The organism is Methylobacterium sp. 142-1Y (assembly GCF_057747795.1).
Window position 1 is genome coordinate 5,183,150 of record NZ_CM173224.1, and the last position, 19,870, is coordinate 5,203,019.

Annotated in this window: 18 protein-coding genes; 11 read left to right on the plus strand and 7 right to left on the minus strand. The window is 69.6% G+C overall.

Annotated elements, in window-relative coordinates:
• Window positions 1-96: 96 nt before the first annotated feature.
• Window positions 97-2,166, plus strand: a complete 2,070-nt coding sequence (locus tag AC3AOF_RS23890) for a calcium-binding protein (protein WP_488346693.1) — start codon at window positions 97-99, stop codon at window positions 2,164-2,166.
• A 127-nt stretch (window positions 2,167-2,293) separates the two neighbouring features.
• Here the strand turns inward: AC3AOF_RS23890 and pncA are convergent, their stop codons facing one another.
• Together pncA and AC3AOF_RS23900 are read right to left on the minus strand one after the other, a co-directional pair.
• Window positions 2,294-2,938, minus strand: a complete 645-nt coding sequence (gene pncA / locus AC3AOF_RS23895) for a bifunctional nicotinamidase/pyrazinamidase (RefSeq protein ID WP_236988502.1) — start codon at window positions 2,936-2,938, stop codon at window positions 2,294-2,296.
• Window positions 2,939-2,996: 58 nt separating this feature from the next.
• Complete coding sequence (locus AC3AOF_RS23900) at window positions 2,997-3,971, minus strand: quinone oxidoreductase family protein (RefSeq protein ID WP_236988501.1); 975 nt, start codon at window positions 3,969-3,971, stop codon at window positions 2,997-2,999.
• Between the two features lie 161 nt (window positions 3,972-4,132).
• Between AC3AOF_RS23900 and AC3AOF_RS23905 the strand changes: the two genes are divergently transcribed.
• Entirely contained in the window at window positions 4,133-5,347 is a 1,215-nt protein-coding gene (locus AC3AOF_RS23905; RefSeq protein ID WP_488346694.1) for a UbiH/UbiF family hydroxylase, read from the plus strand.
• Window positions 5,348-5,466: 119 nt separating this feature from the next.
• Here the strand turns inward: AC3AOF_RS23905 and AC3AOF_RS23910 are convergent, their stop codons facing one another.
• Window positions 5,467-6,690, minus strand: coding sequence for a patatin-like phospholipase family protein (locus AC3AOF_RS23910; protein WP_488346695.1), 1,224 nt, complete (start codon window positions 6,688-6,690; stop codon window positions 5,467-5,469).
• Window positions 6,691-7,172: 482 nt separating this feature from the next.
• Between AC3AOF_RS23910 and AC3AOF_RS23915 the strand changes: the two genes are divergently transcribed.
• The 3 genes from AC3AOF_RS23915 to AC3AOF_RS23925 all read left to right on the plus strand — a co-directional run bounded on the left by AC3AOF_RS23915 (window position 7,173) and on the right by AC3AOF_RS23925 (window position 10,189).
• Complete coding sequence (locus AC3AOF_RS23915; protein ID WP_236988498.1) at window positions 7,173-8,228, plus strand: HpcH/HpaI aldolase/citrate lyase family protein; 1,056 nt, start codon at window positions 7,173-7,175, stop codon at window positions 8,226-8,228.
• Window positions 8,229-8,437: 209 nt separating this feature from the next.
• Window positions 8,438-8,806, plus strand: coding sequence for a heat shock protein HspQ (gene hspQ / locus AC3AOF_RS23920; RefSeq protein WP_236992676.1), 369 nt, complete (start codon window positions 8,438-8,440; stop codon window positions 8,804-8,806).
• Between the two features lie 573 nt (window positions 8,807-9,379).
• Window positions 9,380-10,189, plus strand: coding sequence for a class I SAM-dependent methyltransferase (locus AC3AOF_RS23925; RefSeq protein WP_236988497.1), 810 nt, complete (start codon window positions 9,380-9,382; stop codon window positions 10,187-10,189).
• 108 nt (window positions 10,190-10,297) lie between these two features.
• Here AC3AOF_RS23925 and AC3AOF_RS23930 read toward each other — a convergent pair whose 3' ends face one another.
• Window positions 10,298-11,044 carry an invasion associated locus B family protein gene (locus tag AC3AOF_RS23930; RefSeq protein WP_236988496.1) on the minus strand — a complete coding sequence of 249 codons (747 nt, stop codon included), beginning with the start codon at window positions 11,042-11,044 and terminating at the stop codon, window positions 10,298-10,300.
• A 301-nt stretch (window positions 11,045-11,345) separates the two neighbouring features.
• Between AC3AOF_RS23930 and AC3AOF_RS23935 the strand changes: the two genes are divergently transcribed.
• Entirely contained in the window at window positions 11,346-12,734 is a 1,389-nt protein-coding gene (locus tag AC3AOF_RS23935) for an AMP-binding protein (RefSeq protein ID WP_488346696.1), read from the plus strand.
• 194 nt (window positions 12,735-12,928) lie between these two features.
• Window positions 12,929-13,273 (plus strand): hypothetical protein, encoded by a 345-nt coding sequence (locus AC3AOF_RS23940; RefSeq protein WP_099954725.1) that lies wholly within the window; start codon window positions 12,929-12,931, stop codon window positions 13,271-13,273.
• Between the two features lie 70 nt (window positions 13,274-13,343).
• On the opposite strand, the gene AC3AOF_RS23945 is transcribed toward AC3AOF_RS23940, so the two are convergent.
• Window positions 13,344-13,742 (minus strand): TfoX/Sxy family protein, encoded by a 399-nt coding sequence (locus AC3AOF_RS23945; RefSeq protein ID WP_236988495.1) that lies wholly within the window; start codon window positions 13,740-13,742, stop codon window positions 13,344-13,346.
• 449 nt (window positions 13,743-14,191) lie between these two features.
• Between AC3AOF_RS23945 and AC3AOF_RS23950 the strand changes: the two genes are divergently transcribed.
• The 4 genes from AC3AOF_RS23950 to AC3AOF_RS23965 all read left to right on the plus strand — a co-directional run bounded on the left by AC3AOF_RS23950 (window position 14,192) and on the right by AC3AOF_RS23965 (window position 18,132).
• Entirely contained in the window at window positions 14,192-15,037 is an 846-nt protein-coding gene (locus tag AC3AOF_RS23950) for a carbohydrate ABC transporter permease (protein WP_236992675.1), read from the plus strand.
• Window positions 15,034-15,882, plus strand: coding sequence for a carbohydrate ABC transporter permease (locus AC3AOF_RS23955; RefSeq protein WP_488346697.1), 849 nt, complete (start codon window positions 15,034-15,036; stop codon window positions 15,880-15,882). Before AC3AOF_RS23950 ends, AC3AOF_RS23955 begins: the two co-directional genes overlap by 4 nt.
• Window positions 15,883-15,895: 13 nt before the next feature.
• Window positions 15,896-17,224 (plus strand): ABC transporter substrate-binding protein, encoded by a 1,329-nt coding sequence (locus AC3AOF_RS23960; protein WP_488346698.1) that lies wholly within the window; start codon window positions 15,896-15,898, stop codon window positions 17,222-17,224.
• Between the two features lie 80 nt (window positions 17,225-17,304).
• The gene (locus AC3AOF_RS23965; RefSeq protein ID WP_236988492.1) at window positions 17,305-18,132 is read left to right on the plus strand and encodes a phosphodiesterase; all 828 of its coding nucleotides are present in this window, start codon (window positions 17,305-17,307) and stop codon (window positions 18,130-18,132) included.
• 102 nt (window positions 18,133-18,234) lie between these two features.
• Here the strand turns inward: AC3AOF_RS23965 and AC3AOF_RS23970 are convergent, their stop codons facing one another.
• Together AC3AOF_RS23970 and AC3AOF_RS23975 are read right to left on the minus strand one after the other, a co-directional pair.
• Window positions 18,235-18,900 carry a 3-oxoacid CoA-transferase subunit B gene (locus AC3AOF_RS23970; protein WP_236988491.1) on the minus strand — a complete coding sequence of 222 codons (666 nt, stop codon included), beginning with the start codon at window positions 18,898-18,900 and terminating at the stop codon, window positions 18,235-18,237.
• A gap of 23 nt (window positions 18,901-18,923) precedes the next feature.
• Window positions 18,924-19,679, minus strand: a complete 756-nt coding sequence (locus AC3AOF_RS23975; protein ID WP_488346699.1) for a CoA transferase subunit A — start codon at window positions 19,677-19,679, stop codon at window positions 18,924-18,926.
• Window positions 19,680-19,870 lie beyond the last annotated feature (191 nt).

The following is a 19,870-nucleotide window of genomic DNA, read 5'->3' on the forward strand; positions in this document are numbered from 1 at the left end:
TGATTGTAATATCACACTGTCCTTGTTCTTAACCAAAGGGTTGTGATCTCGCTGCGTTCGCTTGTATGACTGGCGGCCGGCATCAACGTGACCGGCATGACAGCGGTCTGGATCACAATGGCAGCGCTTGACAACTCTAAGCCGTTATTGAAGTCGCTCACGATGCCGAAGTCGGTCGATTTGTCGGGCGGCAGCAAGGCGGTGTCCATCACCGTTGGCGCGACCGATCAAGGGCTCGGCGTGGATTTCGTCGCATTCACGTTCGACAAGAGCTATCAGTCGTCCTACGGGCGGAGTTCGTCTTTCTCGTTCTACGACAGCCAGGATTCCTTCTCGGACGGGGTGTCGTCGTCGTCGCAGATCTTCACCAAGGATACGGCGTCCGGAACTTACACGATCTCCGGTCTGTCGGTGTATGACAAGGCCGGCAACTACACCTACTACACCACCGCCGACCTCGTCGCCGCCGGCTTACAAACGACGATCGACGTCACGGGGGGAGCGCCCGCTGCCGATACCGTCAAGCCTCGTCTGACATCGCTCACGATGCCGAAGTCGCTCGATTTGTCGGGCGGCAGCAAGGCGGTGTCCATCACCGTCGGCGCGACCGATCAAGGGCTCGGCGTGGATTTCGTCGCATTCTCGTTCGACAACATCTACCAGTCGTCCTATGGGCGGAGTTCGTCTTTCTCGTTCTACGACAGCCAGGATTCCTTCTCGGACGGAGTGTCGTCGTCGTCGCAGATCTTCACCAAGGATACGGCGTCCGGAACTTACACGATCTCCGGTCTGTCGGTGTATGACAAGGCCGGCAACTACACCTACTACACCACCGCCGACCTCGTCGCCGCCGGATTCCAGACGACGATCGACGTCACGGGAGTATCCGTTGCCGATACCTTCAAGCCCCGTCTGACATCGCTCAAGATGCCGAAATCGGTCGATTTGTCGGGCGGCAGCAAGGCGGTGTCCGTCACCGTCGGGGCGACCGATCAAGGGCTCGGCGTGGATTTCGTCGCATTCACGTTCGACAAGAGCTATCAGTCGTCCTACGGGCGGAGTTCGTCTTTCTCGTTCTACGACAGCCAGGATTCCTTCTCGGACGGAGTGTCGTCGTCGTCGCAGATCTTCACCAAGGATACGGCGTCCGGAACTTACACGATCTCCGGTCTGTCGGTGTATGACAAGGCCGGCAACTACACCTACTACACCACCGCCGACCTCGTCGCCGCCGGCTTCCAGACGACGATCGACGTCACTGATGCGCCGGGCGGAAGCCTCTCTCTCATCGGAACGGCGTTGGGCGACGCGATTGTCGGCGGTCCCGGCGACGATCTGATTTCGGGGCGGGACGGTGACGATACGATTTCAGGTGGAGACGGCCGCGACACCCTCTTCGGTGATGCCGGTGCGGATCTGATCCTCGGCGGTGCCGGCAACGACGAGCTGCGCGGTTATATTGGCAACGATACGCTCTTCGGCGACGACGGCGACGACCGGATCTACGGTGAGCAGGGCGACGACTTCATCGGCGCAGGAGCCGGCAACGATCTGGTTTTCGGCGGAGACGGCGCCGACGCCCTGATCGGCGAAGGCGGGAACGACACGCTGTTCGGCGAGGCCGGCAACGACATCCTGGACGGCCGCGACGGCGACGACTTCATCGGTGCAGGCGCGGGCGACGATCGTCTCTTCGGCGGCGCCGGCAACGATGCCCTCGTGGGGGAACTCGGGAACGATACCCTGTTCGGAGAACTCGGAAACGACTGGCTCGAAGGACGTGAAGGCGCCGACTTCATGGGCGGTGGTGCGGGCGACGACAGCCTCTTTGGCGGCGCCGATAACGACGATCTCTATGGCGAGGACGGCAACGACCTGCTGTTCGGCAATGCCGGCGACGATGGGCTGACGGGCGGGCGCGGACGCGACACCTTCGCGTTCGGCCACGGCGACGGGCGTGACGTGATCCGCGACTTCGTCGTATCGGGTGACGAGCGCGACCAGATTTCGTTCAACGGAGGGGTGTTCGCCTCGTTCGATCAACTGCTGTCGTCCAGTCAGCAGATGGGATCGGATGTCGTCGTCAACCTCGACACCACGACGAGCATCACGATCAGGAACGTCGCCCTGTCGAGCCTGACATCCGACAACTTCGCCTTCGGCTGACGCCCGGTGGTCGGGGCGCCTTTCCGGCGGAGGCCCCCCTTCCTCGACGGCGGCGGTCACCCCGTCGCCGACCTCTCACCAACCTCGTGCCCGATCGCGATCCGCGAGGGATCGTCCGGAAACCGCATCACCCCCCGATCGCCCCGCTCTCCTCCCGCTCGACCCCCGCCGCCGCCATGTCGCCCCAGGCCCGTTCCAGCGAGCCGTCGAGGTCGATCGCCCGGCAGGCATCCTCGACCACCACCGCCTGGAACCCCGCCTCCCGCGCGTCGACGGCGCTCCAGCCGACGCAGTAATCGGTGGCGACGCCGCACAGGAACACCCGGGTGAAGCCGCGCTCGCGCAGGTAGCCGGCAAGCCCGGTCGGGGTGGTGCGGTCGGCCTCGCGGAAGGCCGAGTAGCTGTCGATTCCCGCCCGGTAGCCCTTGCGGATGATCAGCTCGGCATGGGGCAGCTCCAGCTTCGGCGACACCTCCGCCCCGGGCGTGCCCTGGATGCAGTGCTCCGGCCACAGGACCTGCTCGCCGTAAGCCAGCACCGTGGTCTCGAAGGGCTGCTTGCCCGGATGGCTCGTGGCGAAGGAGGCGTGCCCGGCCGGGTGCCAGTCCTGGGTCAGGACGACGTGCCGGAACAGGCGCCCGAGCGCGTTGATCGGCGCGATCACCGCGTCCCCGTCCGGCACCGCGAGCGCACCGCCGGGCAGGAAGTCGGGCTGGACGTCGATGACGAGGAGGCAATCGGTCTCGGTCGCGTGCAGGGCGTAGGAGGTCATCGCATCGGGTCTCCGCCCATACCGGGCGAATCGCCCCGTATGCCGCACCGTCACGCTATCAGGGATGCATCACCGTCGCACCCGTCGTCCGGCGCCCGGCGAGGTCGGCATGGACCTTCGGGGCGTCGGCGAGCTTCGCCCGCGTATGGACCGGGATCGTCACCGCGCCGCTTTGCACCACCGCGAACAGGTCGGCGGCCATCTCGTCCAGGGCCGCGCGGTCGGCGGTGTGGGTGAACACGGTCGGCCGGGTGGCGAAGAGCGAGCCCTTCTGGCCCAGGATGCTGATGTCGAAGGCCGCGATCGGGCCCGAGGCGCTGCCGAAATTCACGAAGTAGCCGAAGGGCCTCAGGCAATCGAGCGAGGCCGGGAAGGTCGCCTGGCCGACGCCGTCGTAGACGACCTGGCAGCCCTTGCCGCCGGTGATCTCCTTGACCCGGGCGGCGAAGTCCTCGTTCCGGTACAGAATGACGTGGTCGCAGCCATGCTCGCGGGCGAGCGCGACCTTGTCCTGCGAGCCGACGGTGCCGATCACCGTGGCGCCGAGGTGCTTGGCCCATTGCGTCGCGATCAGCCCGACGCCGCCGGCGGCGGCGTGGAACAGGATCGTGTCGCCGGGCTGGACCTTGTAGGTACGGCGCAGCAGGTACTGGGCGGTGAGGCCCTTCAGCATCATCGCGGCCGCGGTGTCGTCGTCGATGCCGTCGGGCACGCGCACCACCGTCCGCGCCTCGATCACCACGTCCTGCGCATAGGTGCCGGCGGCCGAGCCGTAGGCGACCCGGTCGCCGGGCGAGAAGCCGGTCACGCCCTCGCCGACCGCCACCACCTGGCCCGCGCCCTCGTTGCCGGGGGTGAAGGGCAGCTGGGGCGCCTTGTACAGGCCGGAGCGGAAGTAGATGTCGATGTAGTTGACGCCGATTGCGCTCTGGCGCACCCGGATCTGGCCCGGCCCGGGATCGCCGACCGCGACGTCCTCGTAGCGCATGACCTCGGGGCCGCCGTATTCGTGAATCCGAATCGCCTTGGGCATCGTCCGCTCCCACCTTGCTCTTGCTTGCTGCGCGGGATCATAGGAACCGGTCTCCTTTCGGCAATGACCGGGATGGCGGAGCGGCCCTGCACGCCCCAGATCTCCCGCAAGATCTCCATCTCCCGCAAGATCTCCCGCATGCGTGTTCGAGGACCCGTTTCGTGAGCCAGACAGCCGAGCCGAATTCCGAGGCCTTTCCCCTCTACGACGTGGCGGTGGTCGGTGCCGGCGCGGTCGGCCTGGCTGCGGCCCTGGCGCTCGCCCGCGACGGCCTGCGCACCGCGCTCGTCGGTCGCCACGCCCCCGTGGCCGATGGGCGCACCGTGGCGCTCCTCGACGGCTCGGTGCGGCTGCTGCGGGCGCTCGGCGCCTGGGAGGGGCTGGAGCCCCAGGCGGCGCCGCTCGCCGAGATGCACCTGATCGACGACACCGGCAGCCTGTTCCGTCCGCCGCCGGCCCGCTTCGTCGCCCGCGAGATCGGCCTCGACGCCTTCGGCTGGAACATCGAGAACCGGCGCCTGGTCGAGGGCCTGCGCGACCGTGCCCGCGAGATCCCGGAACTGACGCTGGTCGAGCAGGATTCCGCCGGTTGCACCGTGGCCGAGGAACGGGCGGTGCTGGCGCTGGAGGGGGGCGGGAGCGTCGCGGCCCGCCTTGTCGTCGCGGCCGATGGCGGTGGCTCGCCCTTGCGCGAGGCGGCGGGGCTGACGGCGCGGCGCTGGACCTACCCGCAGAAGGCGCTCACCACCATCCTCGCCCATACGCGCGACCACCGCGAGGTCTCGACCGAGTTCCACACCCGCGAGGGGCCCTTCACCCTGGTGCCGCTGCCGGGCGGGCGCCGCTCGAGCCTGGTCTGGGTCTCGGCCGAGGCGCGGGCGGAGGCCTTGAGCGCGCTTGACGACGACGCCCTCGCTCGGGCGATCGAGCGGCAGGCGCAGTCGATGCTGGGGCAGATGCGGATCGACGGGCCGCGGGGCCTGGTGCCGATGCGCGGCCTGTCGGTGCCGCGTCCGGTCGGGCCGCGGCTGGCGCTCGTCGGCGAGGCGGCCCACGTCTTTCCGCCGATCGGCGCGCAGGGCCTGAATCTCGGCCTTCGCGATGCCGCCGCCCTCCGCGACGCGGTGGCGGGCGCGCGCGATGCCGGGGCGGAATCCGTGCTGGCGGGGTTTGCCCGCGGCCGGGCCCTGGACGCCCGGTTGCGCACCGGCGCGGTCGATGCCCTCAACCGCAGCCTGCTCACCGCCTTCCTGCCGAGCGACCTCGCCCGCGGCGCGGGGCTCCTGGCCCTCTCGACCATCGCGCCGTTGCGCCGCCTGGTGATGCGCGAGGGCGTGACCCCGCGCCTGGGGACGCCGACACTGATGCGGGGGTGACGGGGCCGCTCGACGAGTCTCACAGGCTCCGTGTCGTTCCGTGCTCCGCTTTCGCGGTCCCGGAACGACACGGAGGTTTTCGGGTCCTCGAGCCAATGAACGGCTCTTGCCTTGAACGCTTACGGGGCGTTGCTGGCGCTGCGCCCCGTCGCGCTGGTGGTGAGGGTGTCGGGCGACCAGTCGAAGGCGGTGCCGGTTTTGCCGAGCCGCTCGCCATGGGCGAACAAAGCCCGCATGTAGCCCTGCTCGAACGGGGCCTGCGAGGTCTGGGAGAAGCGCTGGTCGATGGTGGCGATGTGGATCGGCGTTCCCGTACGGGCCGCGAAAGCCTTCGTCACCGCGATGGCGCCGGCGGTCTGGGCCTTGATCATCGCCGAGAGCGAGCGGCCGAGGATGCTCAGCATCGACCGCTGCGCGACCTGGAAGTCCGGCGCCAGCGAGGTGTTGACGACGACGTAGATTGCGGGCGCCGGCACCCTGTCCTCCGCGGGGGCTCCGCCCTCCACCTGATCCAGCAGAGCGCGGCCGGGGGCGACGAAGAACGGCGACGTGGCGCCGCCATCGGCGTGCATCTCCTGGAAGCGCTTCGCCCCCGGGCCGGTCGAATCGATCATCACCGGCGGGAAGATGCCGGGGATCGCCGCCGAGGCCAGCATCACTTCCCGAAAGAGCTTGAGCCCGGCGGGCCCGCCGGCCGCCGCGATGGCGCCCATGTCCCACAGGGTCGGTCGCAGGGAATCGAGCTCGGTGGTGACGACGAGGAGACGCCGTCCCTTGCGGTGCTCCGCCGCCACCGCCGCCAGGAGCGCGGGCGTGACGCTGCGCTCGATGCCGCGCTTGAGCGGCCAGGTATCGGTGAGGCTCTCCTGGCCGCCGCCGAACTCGAACACGTCCGCCGCGGAGGTCTCGGTATAGGCCTTCTCCAGGGCCGCATCCTGCGAGGCGCCGACGAAGGCGAAGGGGGCGATGAGCGCTCCCGTCGAGACGCCCGTGACGACGCCGAAATCCGGCCGGTTGCCGGCCCGGGTCCAGCCCTTCAGCAGGCCGGCCGCGAAGGCGCCGTTCTCGCCGCCGCCGGACAGGGCGAGCCAGGGCGCACGGGAGGCCATCGGCGCACCGTCGAGGAAGGCCCGGAACGCCGCCGGATCGTCGCCCGGCAGCCGCACGGAAGCGGGCAGTCCCTCGGGCCGTGCCGCCGCGAGATCCCCCGCCGTGAAACTCGCCCGCACGGTCGAGCGCTGCCGGTCCGCCACCGTGCCGGCCTCGGCCGGAAGCGCGAGGCTCAAGGCGAGCAGCGTCATCGCGGCGCCGGCAAATCCGCGCCGATTCAACTCTCGGGACATGATCGTCTGTCCTCCGCCGCCCGCCTCGCCCGGTGAACGCTACGGTGAGGCTCGCGTTCCCTGCCGCATGTGCGAAAGAACACGTGCGCGCAGGTGTGTCGGGCTCAATCCGTCAGATCACCAGGCGAGAGGTCCGGTTCGCGGCCAATCCGGACACTGCCTTGCCCGGATTATGCTGCTCCCGTCCCGATCCCACAATGATAATCCGCAATGCACGGCCCACAAGTCGACATGAAACGACTTGCGACGGCGCCTTGAAGACAGGGTCCGGCACGCATCCGGGGGGGTCCGGTCGGATCGTCCCCCGAAAGCATGAGGCCGACGCCCACTGACGGCGGCGGGCGGGCGACCGGCCCCGGCACGACCATCTGCCGAGAAGAGCCCCCTTTACGGCCGCGCCGCCCCTGCACTACCCCTCCGTCACGCCGGGGATTTTTCGCGATGCGGGAGACCGGTCGCGCCGGAAGGTCGGAGATACGCCCATGAAACTGCCGCGCCGCTTCTTCCAGCCCCTGGCCTCCGGGGCCCCGGCCCCGTTCCGCGAGCTGCCGGTGCGCCTGGAGCGCATGATCCACTTCGTGCCGCCGCACAACGACAAGGTCCGGGCCCGGGTGCCGGAACTGGCGGCCCAAGTCGACGTGGTTCTGGGCAACCTCGAGGATGCGGTCCCGGCCGACCAGAAGCTGAATGCCCGAAAAGGCTTCATCGCCATGGCGCGGGACACCGACTTTTCCGCCCACGGCACCGGCTTGTGGACCCGCGTCAACGCCCTCAACAGCCCGTGGCTGCTCGACGACCTGATCGAGATCGTCGGTGAGGTCGGCAACAAGCTCGACGTCGTGATGGTGCCCAAGGTCGAGGGGCCGTGGGACATCCACTACGTCGACCAGCTGCTGGCCCAGCTCGAGGCCCGGGCCGGGGTAAGTAAGCCGATCCTCGTCCACGCCATCCTGGAGACGGCGGAGGGCGTGGCCAACGTCGACGCCATCGCCTGCGCCTCGCCGCGCATGCACGGCATGAGCCTCGGCCCCGCGGATCTGGCGGCGTCGCGCGGCATGAAGACCACCCGGGTCGGCGGCGGCCACCCGGACTACAAGGTCATCGCCGATCCCACCCCCGGCTCCTCGGAGCGGGCGAGCGTGCAGCAGGACCTCTGGCACTACACCATCGCCCGGATGGTCGATGCCTGCCAGGCCAACGGCATCAAGGCGTTCTACGGCCCGTTCGGCGATTTCTCGGACGCCGCCGCCTGCGAGGTGCAGTTCCGCAACGCCTTCCTGATGGGCTGCGCCGGGGCCTGGACCCTGCATCCGAGCCAGGTCGCCATCGCCAAGAGCGTGTTCGCGCCCGATCCCTCCGAGGTCGCCTTCGCCAAGCGCATCCTGGAGGCGATGCCCGACGGCACCGGCGCGGTGATGCTCGACGGCAAGATGCAGGACGACGCCACCTGGAAGCAGGCCAGCGTGATCGTGAACCTCGCCCGGCTCGTCGCCGCCAAGGATCCCGACCTCGCCCGTGCCTACGGCCTGGACGCGTAAGTGTCCCTCACAAAACTCCCGCCGAACCGGTGCCGCCACGGCGGCCGACGACAGCGACCGGGAGTTTCGCGCGACGACACCAAGCCGCTCCCGGTATCGTGAGCCTCCAGGGGGCGAGCCCTGCCCTGCGTGCAGGCCCCACGCCGGTGCAAACCCGCCCCCGTCCTCCTATGTTGACGCCCATGCCCCTCGGACAGACCCTCTCCGCCATGCCCGCCCCGCAGCCCGACGCCGCCGCGCCGTCCGGCGCGGTCATCCGCCTCGCCAAGTTCAACATCGGCGACGTCGTGCGCCACCGGATCTACCCGTTCCGCGGCGTCATCTTCGACGTCGACCCGGTCTTCGCCAACACCGAGGAATGGTGGCAGGCGATCCCCGAGGAGGTGCGGCCCTCCAAGGACCAGCCGTTCTACCACCTGCTCGCCGAGAACCAGGAGACCGAGTACGTCGCCTACGTCTCGGAGCAGAACCTGGTGCCGGACCGCTCCGGCGAGCCCCTGCGGCATGCCCGCATCGCCGAGATGTTCGAGCGCGACGCCGAGGGCGGCTACCGCATGCGGATCGACGCGGCGAATTGAGCGAAAGCGCTCCCTCGATACCCTTCCTCTCTCACACGGCTGTCCGGTGAAAAGAAAGGCGCGGGCTTTCCCCTCTCCCCGACAGATCCCGGGCTTGCCCGGGATCTGCAAGCGACGGACGAAGTCGGGCAGGCCCGACCTCGTTGCGGGGAGAGGGCTGTATTCCCGTTCAGGGCACGCAGCGAGGCGTCAGCCGAGGGTGAGGGGGTGTTCCCGGAGGAGTCTCATCCGGAGATACCCCCTCACCCTCGCTCCGGCTTCGCCTGCGCTTGCTTCATCGACGGCAAGGTCGATGAAGCCCTCTCCCCGCCCGCGGGGAGAGGAGAAATCCGCGCCGTTTCTTTTCCCCGGACAGCTGTGTTTTCCCTGGACAACCTTGCTTCGCGCCGGTCGGTAGCGATGTCCGGTCGGTGCCGCGTTTCGCGCCAGGCGGAGAGACGCGCAACTTATGTAAACGAATGTTGCCGCCTTTGTCATAGACTGCGACCCGACTTGCAGGATGCTCCGTCCTGCCGTCATCCGACTGTCCGTCACGCGACGCGGCGATGCGTCCCTGCGCGAACGGGAGGGGGCATGAGCAACGGGATCCAGCCTCACAACGCCAGGCCGGCCGGCATCTGGAATTCCGGCGGCGGCCGCTACGACGAGATCAGCCGGGGCATCGCCGACAGCATCGCCCATTGCGTGCTGCGCCTGGATCCGCGGCCGGGCGAGCGGATCCTCGACCTCGCCACCGGGACCGGCTGGACCTCGCGCCTGGTCGCCCGGAGCGGCGCCGAGGTCGTGGGCGTCGATCTCGGCGCCGACCTGATCGCCTTCGCGGCCGGGCGGGCCCAGGCCGAGGGGCTCGCCATCACCTACCGGGTCGGCGATGCCGAGAGCCTCCCCTTCGCGGACGGCGCCTTCGACGCGGTGATCTCGACCTGCGGGGTGATGTTCGCCAGCAAGCCGGAGGCGGCCGCAACGGAGCTGGCGCGGGTCTGCCGCCGGGGCGGGCGCATCGCGCTGACCACCTGGGCGCCCGACGGCGCGGTGTTCGAGATGTTCCGGGTGATGAAGGCCTACATGCCGCCGCCGCCCGCGCCGGCCCCGCCCTCGCCCTTCGAGTGGGGCCGCCCCGAGCGGATCGCGGAGCTGCTGGGCCGGGACTTCGACCTCGCCTTCGAGGACGGCGTCTCGTTCTACCGCGAGCCGAGCCCGGAAGCGGCCTGGGAGACCTTCTCCACCGGCTACGGGCCGACCAAGGCCCTGGCCGCGAGCCTGGACGAGGAACGCCGCGCCGCCCTGCGCCGCGACTTCATCGCTTTTCACGCCCGGTTCCCGACCCCGCTCGGCATCTGCGTGCCGCGCGAGTATCGGGTGACCCGCGGCCTGCGGCGGTAGGGGACTGGCCAAACGGAACGCCCCGGCATCGCGGCGTCGATGCCGGGGCGTCCGGGTCTCTCAGCCCCCGCGCCGCCGGTCGGGGCGCGAGGCCATGTCTTGCTTGTCTTACTTGGCCGGAGCCGCCGCCGGGGCCGCGCCGCCCTTCTGCTCGAGCTGCTTGCGCATCTCCTCGGAGCGCTTCTCGAGCTCGGCCTGGAGCTTCTTCTGCTGCTCCTCGAGCACCTTCGGGTCGATCGGAGCGCCGTCGAAGGCCTTGCCGAAGCCGGCCAGCGGCACCGCGAAGGTGACCTCGCGCTGCATCTGGTTCTGCACGCTGACGTGAAGGGTGGTGCCCTTCTTCATCGCGGCGACGACCTCGTCCTTCAGGCCCGGGGCCTCGGCAAAGCAGCCGTTCGGGAAGCAGACGGCGTAGCGGCCGGGGGTCGGCTGGCCGTTATCGACCGTGAAGCGGATGCCGGGCTGCAGCAGCAGGCCGAGCGGCATCAGGAAGCGCACGACCTTGGTGCCCTGCGGGCCCTTCATGTCGTAGACCGCCACGGCCAGCACCGCCTGGCCCTGGTCGGAGACGAAGTCGCGGGTGGTGTAGCAGACCTCGTTGCCGCTGCCCTGGTCCTTGCCGCAGACCTTGGTCCAGTCGGCCTGGGACGGCTCGGGCTTCACCTGCACGACCATCGGGCCGGTCTGCTGGGCCTGCGCGGCCGGGGCGGCCTGCTGGGCCGGGGCCGGCGCCGGAGCGGCGGGCTTCTTGGGCTGGGCGAGCGCCGGGGCGGCCGCGAGACCGAGCCCGAGGCCGGCCAGGGCGAAGGCAATGGCGGCCTGGTTCGGGCGCGCGGGACGATTCGCGAAGAACATCAGGAGTGGACCCCTCAAACGGCAGGACGTCGGTGGCCTTATGCGCGCGAAGCCCGCTGGATGCGGGTCGCCGGCAGCAAGCGGAGCGCGGCCGAAGGGCTCCGCCCGGCCTCCGGGGCGCCTGCTTTCCCCCGGATTGAGGCGAAGGCAAGGCCTCGGCCGCCGACCGTCAGGGGGCCTTAGCCGATCCCAACGCGGATCGCGAGGGGGCCCGCAGGCTTAAAACGGCATTAACCATGCGTGGGCAGGATGGCGGGCGCGGCATGCGGACGGGGTGACGGTGGTGGCGGCTCAGGCGACGATGAGACGAGACGACGCGTCGTCCCTGCCGGATCCCGCGATCCTGCCGGCACTCCCGGCCGGTGCCGGGCGGCCCGCCGCCACGGGTTCGGCCACGGGTTCGGCCATGGGTTTGGGCGCCCTCCTCGCCGCGATCGCCGACCGGCATCCCGCCCGCATCGCCCTCGTCGACCAGGCGAGCAAGCCCGCCTGGTGCGGCCGCCCCGCCATCGCCTGGACCTACGCCGCCGCCCGCGAGATCGTCGCGCGCCTCGCCGAGGGCCTGCAGCAATGGCGGCTGCCGCCCGGGAGCCCCATCGGCCTGTGCATGGCCGGCATGGCCGAGGCGCATCTCGCCTTCCTGGCGATCGAGCAGGCCGGCCACGTCCCCTGCCCGCTTCCGGTGACCTGGGACGAGGACCGCCTACTCCAGGCCGTCGAGGCGGCGCAGGTCCTCGCCATCCTGACCCAGGGAGTCCTCGGGGCCGAGCGGCCGGCGGACAAGGTCTGCCGGGTCGCGATGCGCTACTTCCCCTTGCGCTTCGTCGCCGCCTTCGGGCCGCACGTGCCGGACGGGGTGATCAGCCTCGACCAGGTCGTGCTCGACCATCGCGGCGATGCCGCCGCCCTCGGCACCGGGCCGGCCGCCGGCCTCATCACCTTCGCGCTTCCGGGTACCCTGTCGGGAGCCGTGCCGGCCCACCCCGGCCCCCAGCCCGAACCCGAGGGCGCGCCCCTGCCGGTGCGGCGCGAGGCCGAGGCGCTGACGGCCGCCGCCGCCGGCTGCCTGGTGCCCCTGCGGATCGAGCCGGGCGAGCGGATCCTCAGCCTCCTGCCATCGACCGACCTGAAGGGCCTCGCCACCGGGCTCGCCGCCGCCTTGCTCGCCGGCGCCACCCTCGAATGCCATCCGGTCTTCGATGCCGGCGCCCTCTCGGCCGCCCTCGACCAGCCGGTGCCGACCCATCTCGTCGCGCCCGCCTGGATGGAGGCGGGGTTCTCCCGCACCACCGTGCCGGGCCGCCTGCGCACCCTCGCCTACGTCCACCGGGCGCCCTGCCGCCTCAGCGCCCGCCTGCCCGGCCGCTCCGGCGTGGTCGACATCGTGGCCTTCGACGAGGTCGCCCTGCTCTGCGGCCGGCGTGATGCCCAGGATGTCGGCCTCGTCCTGGCGGCCCCCGAGCGGGCCGCGTCGGCCCCCGAGCGGGCCGCCCCCGGCGGGGATCGAGGCGGCCTGATCCAGCTGCGCCGCGATCCGGATGGGCGCCTGAGCTTCCGCGGTCCGGCCTGCCAAGCCGTCATGTTGCGCCGCGGCATCACCGAGAACGAAAATCCGGACGGATGGATGGATTCGCGCTTCCGAGCCTCTCTCTTCGCCGGCGTCGCCACCGCGGTCGCAGAAATGCCATAGCGCGCGGGCAACCTGTCCGGATCGGCTTCCATCTCAAAAATGCTTGTCGTTCCAGTCGTTTGACGGCTCATCACCGGGTCCCGCCCGGGATCGCCCGGCGGTCCCGGCCTTGCCGGGGAATGAACCTTCGTCGGCTCACGGCGTTACTGCCCCGGTGCCTTCACGAGAGGCACGCGATCGGCTAACGCTTGAACATGGGTGCGCTGCAAAAAGTTCTCGTCGTCGACGATGGCCACCGCGCCGTCGACCGGGCCCTCTCCGCGGAGCTGGCCGAGCTGGGCTATGCCAGCGTCACCGCCTCCCTGGAGGCGGCGGACGATGTTCTGGCGATGATGCCGCGCCCGGCGGCGGTTCTGCTCCACGTTCCGCCCCGTGACACCGGCGGCGCCTTCCGGATGATGTCGGAGCGCCTGCGCGAGCAGATGCGCGGCGCCGGCATCCCGGTGATCGAGGTCGATGCCGCCGGCCAGCAGACCGGTGCGCCGATCGACCTCCAGAGCCGGATCGGCACCCGGGTGCTGAACGAGCCGGAATTCTAAGAGAGCACGCGTTCAGAGCCTTGCCTCCGCATCGTGCGGCAAGGCTCCGAGCGCGTTCGATCGCGCCGGCTCACGATACACGAGAGAAGGGTTCATCGGCGGCACCGGCCGATGACCGGCTGCCGGATGACCCTTTCGCCTGCGCCCGCTCCGCCGCCGTGCAGGCCCGCCGCGCCCAGGCCACGAATTCCTCCGGATCGTCGCCGAGCCGGTCCGGCGCACGCCAGTAGCTGGCGATGACGGTCACCCGGCCGCCTTTCCCGGCATAGGAGAACGGTGCGCCGCCCTCGGCCGCGAAGGACGCGGTCTCGTCGGGCGTGACCTTCAGGTAGAGCACGTCGCGCACGACCAGCCCGAACATCAGGGAATCGCGAAACAGCCCGAGCCCGCCGAACATCCGGCGGATCGAGACGCCGCCGAGGGGCGCCAGCATCTCCTCCAGGAAGGCGCGGTAACCGTGGTCCGTCATGATTCGCTCCGGGGCCTCTCCGAGAGAGCGTCCCGCCCCGGCGGCGTGCCGGCAAGCCCGGCCGTGCGTGATCGTCACCATCGTTCCGGTTTCGCGGCGGAGTGTGGGCGATTCGGCAATATCCGTCATGATCCGTCATGATCCGACTTAGGCCATGCCGTCATGGCTCGCTGTCGAGCTAAGCTGGTCTGCCGCGCAGGACTGATCGATCGGCGATCGAATAGGCAGGGGGTCGGGACGACGACCGCCGAAATCGGGTCGGCCATGTCGGGAGCGCGGCCGTAAGCGAAGCCGATTTCATCCGCCTGTCACGAAACCGCCCGATGACGCGCCGGTCCCGACACCCCCGGCGGATACACGTGACCCACGCCCTCGACCTGATTCCGGCGGCCCGAAAGGCCCCTGCCGCCGCGCCCGATGCGACGCGCCGGCCCTGGGCCGGCCTTGCCCTGCCGCTCGCCCTGCTCAGCCCCTCCCTCGTCTTCCTCGTCCTGTTCACCTACTGGCCGGTGGTCGAGGTGTTGTGGGATGCCACCCACGAGGTGTCGCGGCGCGGCACCCGCTTCGTGGGACTGGCCAACTTCTCGGCCCTCTTCGCCGACCCGACCTTCCAGCGCGCGCTCCTCAACAACGCGCTCTACGCGGTCGGCACGGTGGTGCCGAGCCTGGTCCTGGCGCTCGCCTTCGCCCTGGCGCTCAACGGCGCCGGCCGGGTGCGGGCTTTGATGCGGGCGGTGTTCTTCCTGCCGGTGATGATCCCGCTGGTGGCCGCCGCCGCGCTCTTCCTGTTCCTGTTCCTGCCCGGCATCGGGCTGATCGACCACCACCTCGCCCGGCTCGGATTCGCCGGCGCCAACTGGCTCGGCGACCCGGATCTCGCGCTCGCCGCCATCACGGTGCTCACCGTGTGGAAGAATGCCGGCTACTACATGCTGTTCATCCTGGCCGGGCTGCAGGCGATCCCCGACGAGGCGAAGGAGGCCGCGCTCCTCGACGGCGCCGGTCCCTGGCAGCGCCTGCGCTACGTCACCCTGCCGGCGCTCCGCCCGACCTTCGCCTTCGTCGGGGTGATCGCGCTCCTGAACGCCGTGACGCAGGTCGACCACGTCTTCGTGCTGACCAAGGGCGGGCCCTCGGACGCGACGAAGCTCCTGCTGTTCTACATCTACGAGCAGGCCGCCGAGCGCTACGATGCCGGCCGCGCCGCCGCCGCGACCGTGGTGACCCTGGGCCTGCTCGCTGCGCTGACCGCCCTGTCGCTCACCCGCAGCCAGGGCCCGGAGGCGGCCCGATGAGCGCCTCCCCCGTATCGGGCCCGGTGACCCGCGAGGTCACGCCTCACATCGCCCGCTGGGTCGTCATCGGCCTCGCGCTGATCTGGGCGGTGCCGTTCTGGTGGATGCTGGTGGCGGCGTTCCGGCCGGCGGGATCGGGGGCGGATGCCTCGCTCCTGCCCTCCCTGACGCCGACGCTCGCCAACTTCGCCGAGGCCTGGGCCTCGGCCGACTTCCCGCTCTACTTCCTCAACTCGGCCGTCATCTGCGCCGGCATCCTGGCGGTGCAGCTCGTCACCGCCTCGCTCGCCGGCTACGTCTTCGCGCGCCTCGAATTCCCCGGCCGCGGCATCCTATTCGCCCTGTTCCTGGTCCAGCTGATGCTGGTGCCGGTGGTGCTGCTGGTGCCGAACCTGAAGACGATCGCGGCTCTCGGCCTCTACGACACCCTGCCGGGCGTGATGGCGCCCTATTGCGCCACCGCCTTCGGCACCTTCCTGATGCGCCAGAGCTTTCGCGAGGTGCCGCGCGAGCTGGAAGACGCCGCGATGATCGACGGCGCCGGCTGGTGGGCGCGCATCCGCCTGATCTACCTGCCGCTGACGAAGCCGGCTTTGGTCGCATTCTCGATCGTCTCGGTCACCAGCCACTGGAACGAGTTCCTGTGGCCGCTGATGGTCATCAACTCCCCCGACAGGCGGCCCCTGACCCTGGGTCTCGCGAGCTTCACGCTCAGCGCCGAGGGCATGCAGGCCTGGGGGCTGATCGCGGCCGGCACCTTCCTGGTCAGCCTGCCGCTGCTCGCCGCCTTCCTGATCTTCCAGCGCCGGTTCGTGAACAGCTTTCTCGCCTCCGGCATCAAGTAGAGGACAAACACAGATGATTTCCTGGTGGAAGGGCGCCGCCCTTGCCCTCGTGGCGGCGGCCGGCCTCGCCGCGCCGCGCCCCGCGCTCGCGACCGACATCGAATTGTTCTTCCCGGTCCCGGTGGACGGGGCGCTCGCCCGCAACATGTCGGGGCTGATCAAGGAGTTCAACGACTCCCACCCCGACATCAAGGCGGTTCCGGTCTTCACCGGCTCCTACGACGACACGCTCCTGAAGACCCGCGCGGCGATCAAGGCCGGCAAGCCGCCGGCGGCGGTCATCATGTCGGCGAACTTCCTCACCGATCTGGCGATCGAGCACGAGATCGCGCCGATGGACGACCTGATCGCCAAGGACGGCAAGAGCCAGGACGCCTTCACCGGCCAGTTCTTCCCGGCGCTCCTTCCCAATTCCGTCATCGACCGCAAGGTCTACGGCGTGCCGTTCCACAACTCGACGCCTCTGCTCTACATCAACGCCGACCACTTCAAGGAAGCGGGTCTCGACCCCGACAAGCCGCCGCGGACCTGGGCCGAGCTGTATGACGCCGCCCGCAAGCTGACGAAGCGCGAGGGCGACCGCACCACCCGCTGGGGCCTGATGATGCCCTCGAACTACGATTACGGCGGCTGGATCCTCGAAGCCCTGACGATGTCCAATGGCGGGCAATACTACAACCGCGATTACGGCGGCGAGGTCTATTACGACACCCCGACGATGCTCGGCGCCCTCACCTTCTGGTCGGACCTCGTCCACAAGGCCAAGGTGCATCCGTCCGGCGAGCAGAAGGGCCCGGCGGTGACCGGCGCGTTCCTGGCCGGCCAGGCCTCGATGATGATCATCTCGACCGGCTCGCTCACCTTTATCCGCGACACCGCCAAGTTCCCGTTCAAGGTCGCCTTCGTGCCGATGAACGTGCGCCAGGCGGTGCCGATCGGCGGCGCCTCGCTGGTGCAGCCGACCGGCCTCTCGCCCGAGAAGCGCGCCGCCGGCTGGACCCTGATCCAGTGGCTGACCTCGCCCCAGAAGTCGGGCTGGTGGAGCCGCGCCACGGGCTACTTCGCCCCCAACAAGGCGGCCTACGACTTAGCTGAGATGAAGGCCTTCCTGGAGAAGAACCCCGACGCCAGGATCGCGGTGGACCAACTCGCCAACGCCCAGCCGTGGTTCGCCACCTACCGCACCGTGCCGGTGCGCAAGGCGATCGAGGACGAGCTGCAGGCCGTGCTCGCGGGCAAGCGCCAGCCGAAGGAGGCGCTCACCGCCGCCCAGAAGGCCGCCGATGCCCTGATGCGCCCCTACGTCGAGGACACTGCGCTCCGCCTGCCGGGCGCCGAGTGACCGCCTCGCGCTGACGCGCCTCCCCGTCCTGGACGACGCCCGGGACGGGGCCCATTGCCCCCGAGTGCCGGACGAATTCCATGCTCATCGCCCAGATCACCGACCTGCACGTGCGCCCCCGCGGGCTGCCGGCCTACCGGGTCTCCGAGACCAACCGGATGGTCGCCCGCGCGGTGGCCCACCTCATCGCCCTCGATCCCCGGCCCGACCTGGTGCTGATCTCCGGCGATCTCACCGATTGCGGGCTTGCGGAAGAATACGAGGAGCTGCGCGGCCTGCTCGCGCGCCTGCCGATGCCGATCTACGTCATCCCCGGCAACCACGACCGGCGCGAGACCCTGCGCGAGGTCCTGCCGGCGGCCTGGATGCCCGGCGCGACGGACGGCTTCATCCAGTACACCGTCGAGGATCACCCGGTCCGCCTGATCGCCCTCGACACGCTGGTGGCGGGCGCGAGCCACGGCGCGCTCTGCACCGAGCGCCTCGGCTTCCTCGAACGGGCGCTCGCCGGCGGCGACGGCCGCCCGACCCTGGTCTTCATGCACCACCCGCCCTTCGAGTGCGGGCTCGTCCACATGGACGAGATCCGGCTCCTCGACGGCGAGGCGCCGTTCCGGCGGCTGATCGCCGGTGAGACCTGCATCGAGCGGATCCTGTGCGGCCACCACCACCGGCCGATCGTCACCCGCTACGCCGGCACGATCGCGCAGATCGCCCCGAGCGTGACTCACCAGGTCGCCTTCGATCTCACACCGGAGCACGACGGCGCCCTGGTCTTCGAGCCGCCGGCCTACCTGCTCCACCGCTACACGCCGGAGACGGGAATCGTGAGCCACATGGTCTATGTCGAGGCGTTCGACGGGCCGTATCCGTTTGTGCTGGATGCGGCGTATCCGGGGCAGCACTAATTATCGATCAATATTCGAGAATATAGCGTGGGATCCCCTCTCCCACACGGGAGAGGGGGAAGAGCTTTACTTCGAGCTCTCAATCCCGATGTAGTATGGTGATCAGCTGTTCTTCAGCGCCACCCGATACTGACCCTGCGTCTTCGCCCGCACCTCGTCCTCGGTCACCCCGTCGGCGAGCTCCACCAGGCTCATGCCGCCGTCACCCTTCTTGTCGATGGTGAAGACGCCGAGATCGGTGATCACCATGTCGACGACGTGGGTGCCGGTGAGCGGCAGGTCGCAGGCCTCGAGCAGCTTCGGGGATTCCGAGCCGTCCTTGGCCTTGGCGACGTGCTCCATCACCACGACGACCTTCTTGACGCCGGCGACGAGATCCATCGCGCCGCCCATCCCCTTCACCATCTTGCCGGGGATCATCCAGTTGGCCAGATCGCCGTTCTGGGCCACCTGCATGGCCCCTAAGATCGACAGGTCGATATGGCCGCCGCGGATCATCCCGAAGGAATCCGACGACGAGAAGTAGCTCGTGGTCGGCAGCTCGGTGATGGTCTGCTTGCCGGCGTTGATGAGGTCGGGATCCTCCTCGCCCTCGTAGGGGAACGGGCCCATGCCCAGCATCCCGTTCTCGGACTGGAGCTGCACCGACATCCCCTCGGGGATGTAGTTCGACACCAGCGTCGGGATGCCGATGCCGAGATTGACGTAGAAGCCGTCCTGAAGCTCGCGGGCGGCGCGGGCCGCCATCTGGTCGCGGGTCCAAGCCATGGTGGTCTCCTGTCTCGCTCGTTTTAGATGGCGCCGCCGCCCGTCGGGGCGGGCGCGGGCTCGGCGTTCGGCGCGGCTTCACTGCGCTTGCGGGTCGTGCGCTGCTCGATGCGCTTCTGCGCGTTCGGGACGTGGATCATCCGCTTCACGAACACGCCGGGGGTGATGATGTGGTCCGGGTCGATCTCGCCCGGGCGCACCAGGTGCTCGACCTGCGCGATGGTCATGCGCGAGGCGGTGGCCATCATCGGGTTGAAGTTGCGGGCGGTCTTCCGGTAGACGAGGTTGCCCTCGTGGTCGCCCTTCCAGGCATGGACCAGCGAGACGTCGGCGAACAGGCCGCGCTCCATTACGTAGGTCTCGCCGTCGAACTCCCGGGTCTCCTTGCCCTCGGCGATCAGGGTGCCGACGCCGGTCTTGGTGAAGAAGGCCGGGACGCCGGCGCCGCCGGCGCGGATGCGCTCGGCCAGCGTGCCCTGCGGGTTGAACTCGATCTCGAGCTCGCCGGCGAGGTACTGCTTGGCGAAGGTCTTGTTCTCGCCGACATAGGACGAGATCATCTTCTTGATCTGGCGCGTCTCGAGCAAGACGCCGAGGCCGACGCCGTCGATGCCGGCATTGTTCGAGATGACCGTGAGGTCCTTGGCGCCGCTCTCGCGCACAGCGTCGATGAGGACGTCGGGAATGCCGCAGAGGCCGAAGCCGCCGGCCATGATCGTCATGCCGTCCCGCAGGACGCCCGCCAGGGCGGCGGTGGCGTCGGGGTATACCTTCTTCATCCCTCGTTTCCTCAAATTTCCGGCACCGCCGGGGCTGAAGCGCCCTCGGTCCCGCACGGATGCGGCGCCTCGCCGCCCTGTTTAGCATCGTTGCGCCGCCGCACCACCGGGCGGGGAGAGGAAAATGTCCCGCTGCCGGAGCGGTGCACGCCACGCGGCAAACCATGCCGGGGAGACAAGCCGTGCGCGAG

Coding starts and splice junctions, on each gene's coding strand:
- AC3AOF_RS23890 (WP_488346693.1), top strand. CDS start 97: ATGACAGCGGTCTGGATCACAATGGCAGCGCTTGACAACTCTAAGCCG.
- AC3AOF_RS23940 (WP_099954725.1), top strand. CDS start 12,929: ATGGGTGCGCTGCAAAAAGTTCTCGTCGTCGACGATGGCCACCGCGCC.
- AC3AOF_RS23955 (WP_488346697.1), top strand. CDS start 15,034: ATGAGCGCCTCCCCCGTATCGGGCCCGGTGACCCGCGAGGTCACGCCT.
- AC3AOF_RS23965 (WP_236988492.1), top strand. CDS start 17,305: ATGCTCATCGCCCAGATCACCGACCTGCACGTGCGCCCCCGCGGGCTG.
- AC3AOF_RS23910 (WP_488346695.1), bottom strand. CDS start 6,690: ATGTCCCGAGAGTTGAATCGGCGCGGATTTGCCGGCGCCGCGATGACG.
- AC3AOF_RS23935 (WP_488346696.1), top strand. CDS start 11,346: ATGAGACGAGACGACGCGTCGTCCCTGCCGGATCCCGCGATCCTGCCG.
- hspQ (WP_236992676.1), top strand. CDS start 8,438: ATGCCCGCCCCGCAGCCCGACGCCGCCGCGCCGTCCGGCGCGGTCATC.
- AC3AOF_RS23925 (WP_236988497.1), top strand. CDS start 9,380: ATGAGCAACGGGATCCAGCCTCACAACGCCAGGCCGGCCGGCATCTGG.
- pncA (WP_236988502.1), bottom strand. CDS start 2,938: ATGACCTCCTACGCCCTGCACGCGACCGAGACCGATTGCCTCCTCGTC.
- AC3AOF_RS23945 (WP_236988495.1), bottom strand. CDS start 13,742: ATGACGGACCACGGTTACCGCGCCTTCCTGGAGGAGATGCTGGCGCCC.
- AC3AOF_RS23970 (WP_236988491.1), bottom strand. CDS start 18,900: ATGGCTTGGACCCGCGACCAGATGGCGGCCCGCGCCGCCCGCGAGCTT.
- AC3AOF_RS23915 (WP_236988498.1), top strand. CDS start 7,173: ATGAAACTGCCGCGCCGCTTCTTCCAGCCCCTGGCCTCCGGGGCCCCG.
- AC3AOF_RS23930 (WP_236988496.1), bottom strand. CDS start 11,044: ATGTTCTTCGCGAATCGTCCCGCGCGCCCGAACCAGGCCGCCATTGCC.
- AC3AOF_RS23960 (WP_488346698.1), top strand. CDS start 15,896: ATGATTTCCTGGTGGAAGGGCGCCGCCCTTGCCCTCGTGGCGGCGGCC.
- AC3AOF_RS23900 (WP_236988501.1), bottom strand. CDS start 3,971: ATGCCCAAGGCGATTCGGATTCACGAATACGGCGGCCCCGAGGTCATG.
- AC3AOF_RS23975 (WP_488346699.1), bottom strand. CDS start 19,679: ATGAAGAAGGTATACCCCGACGCCACCGCCGCCCTGGCGGGCGTCCTG.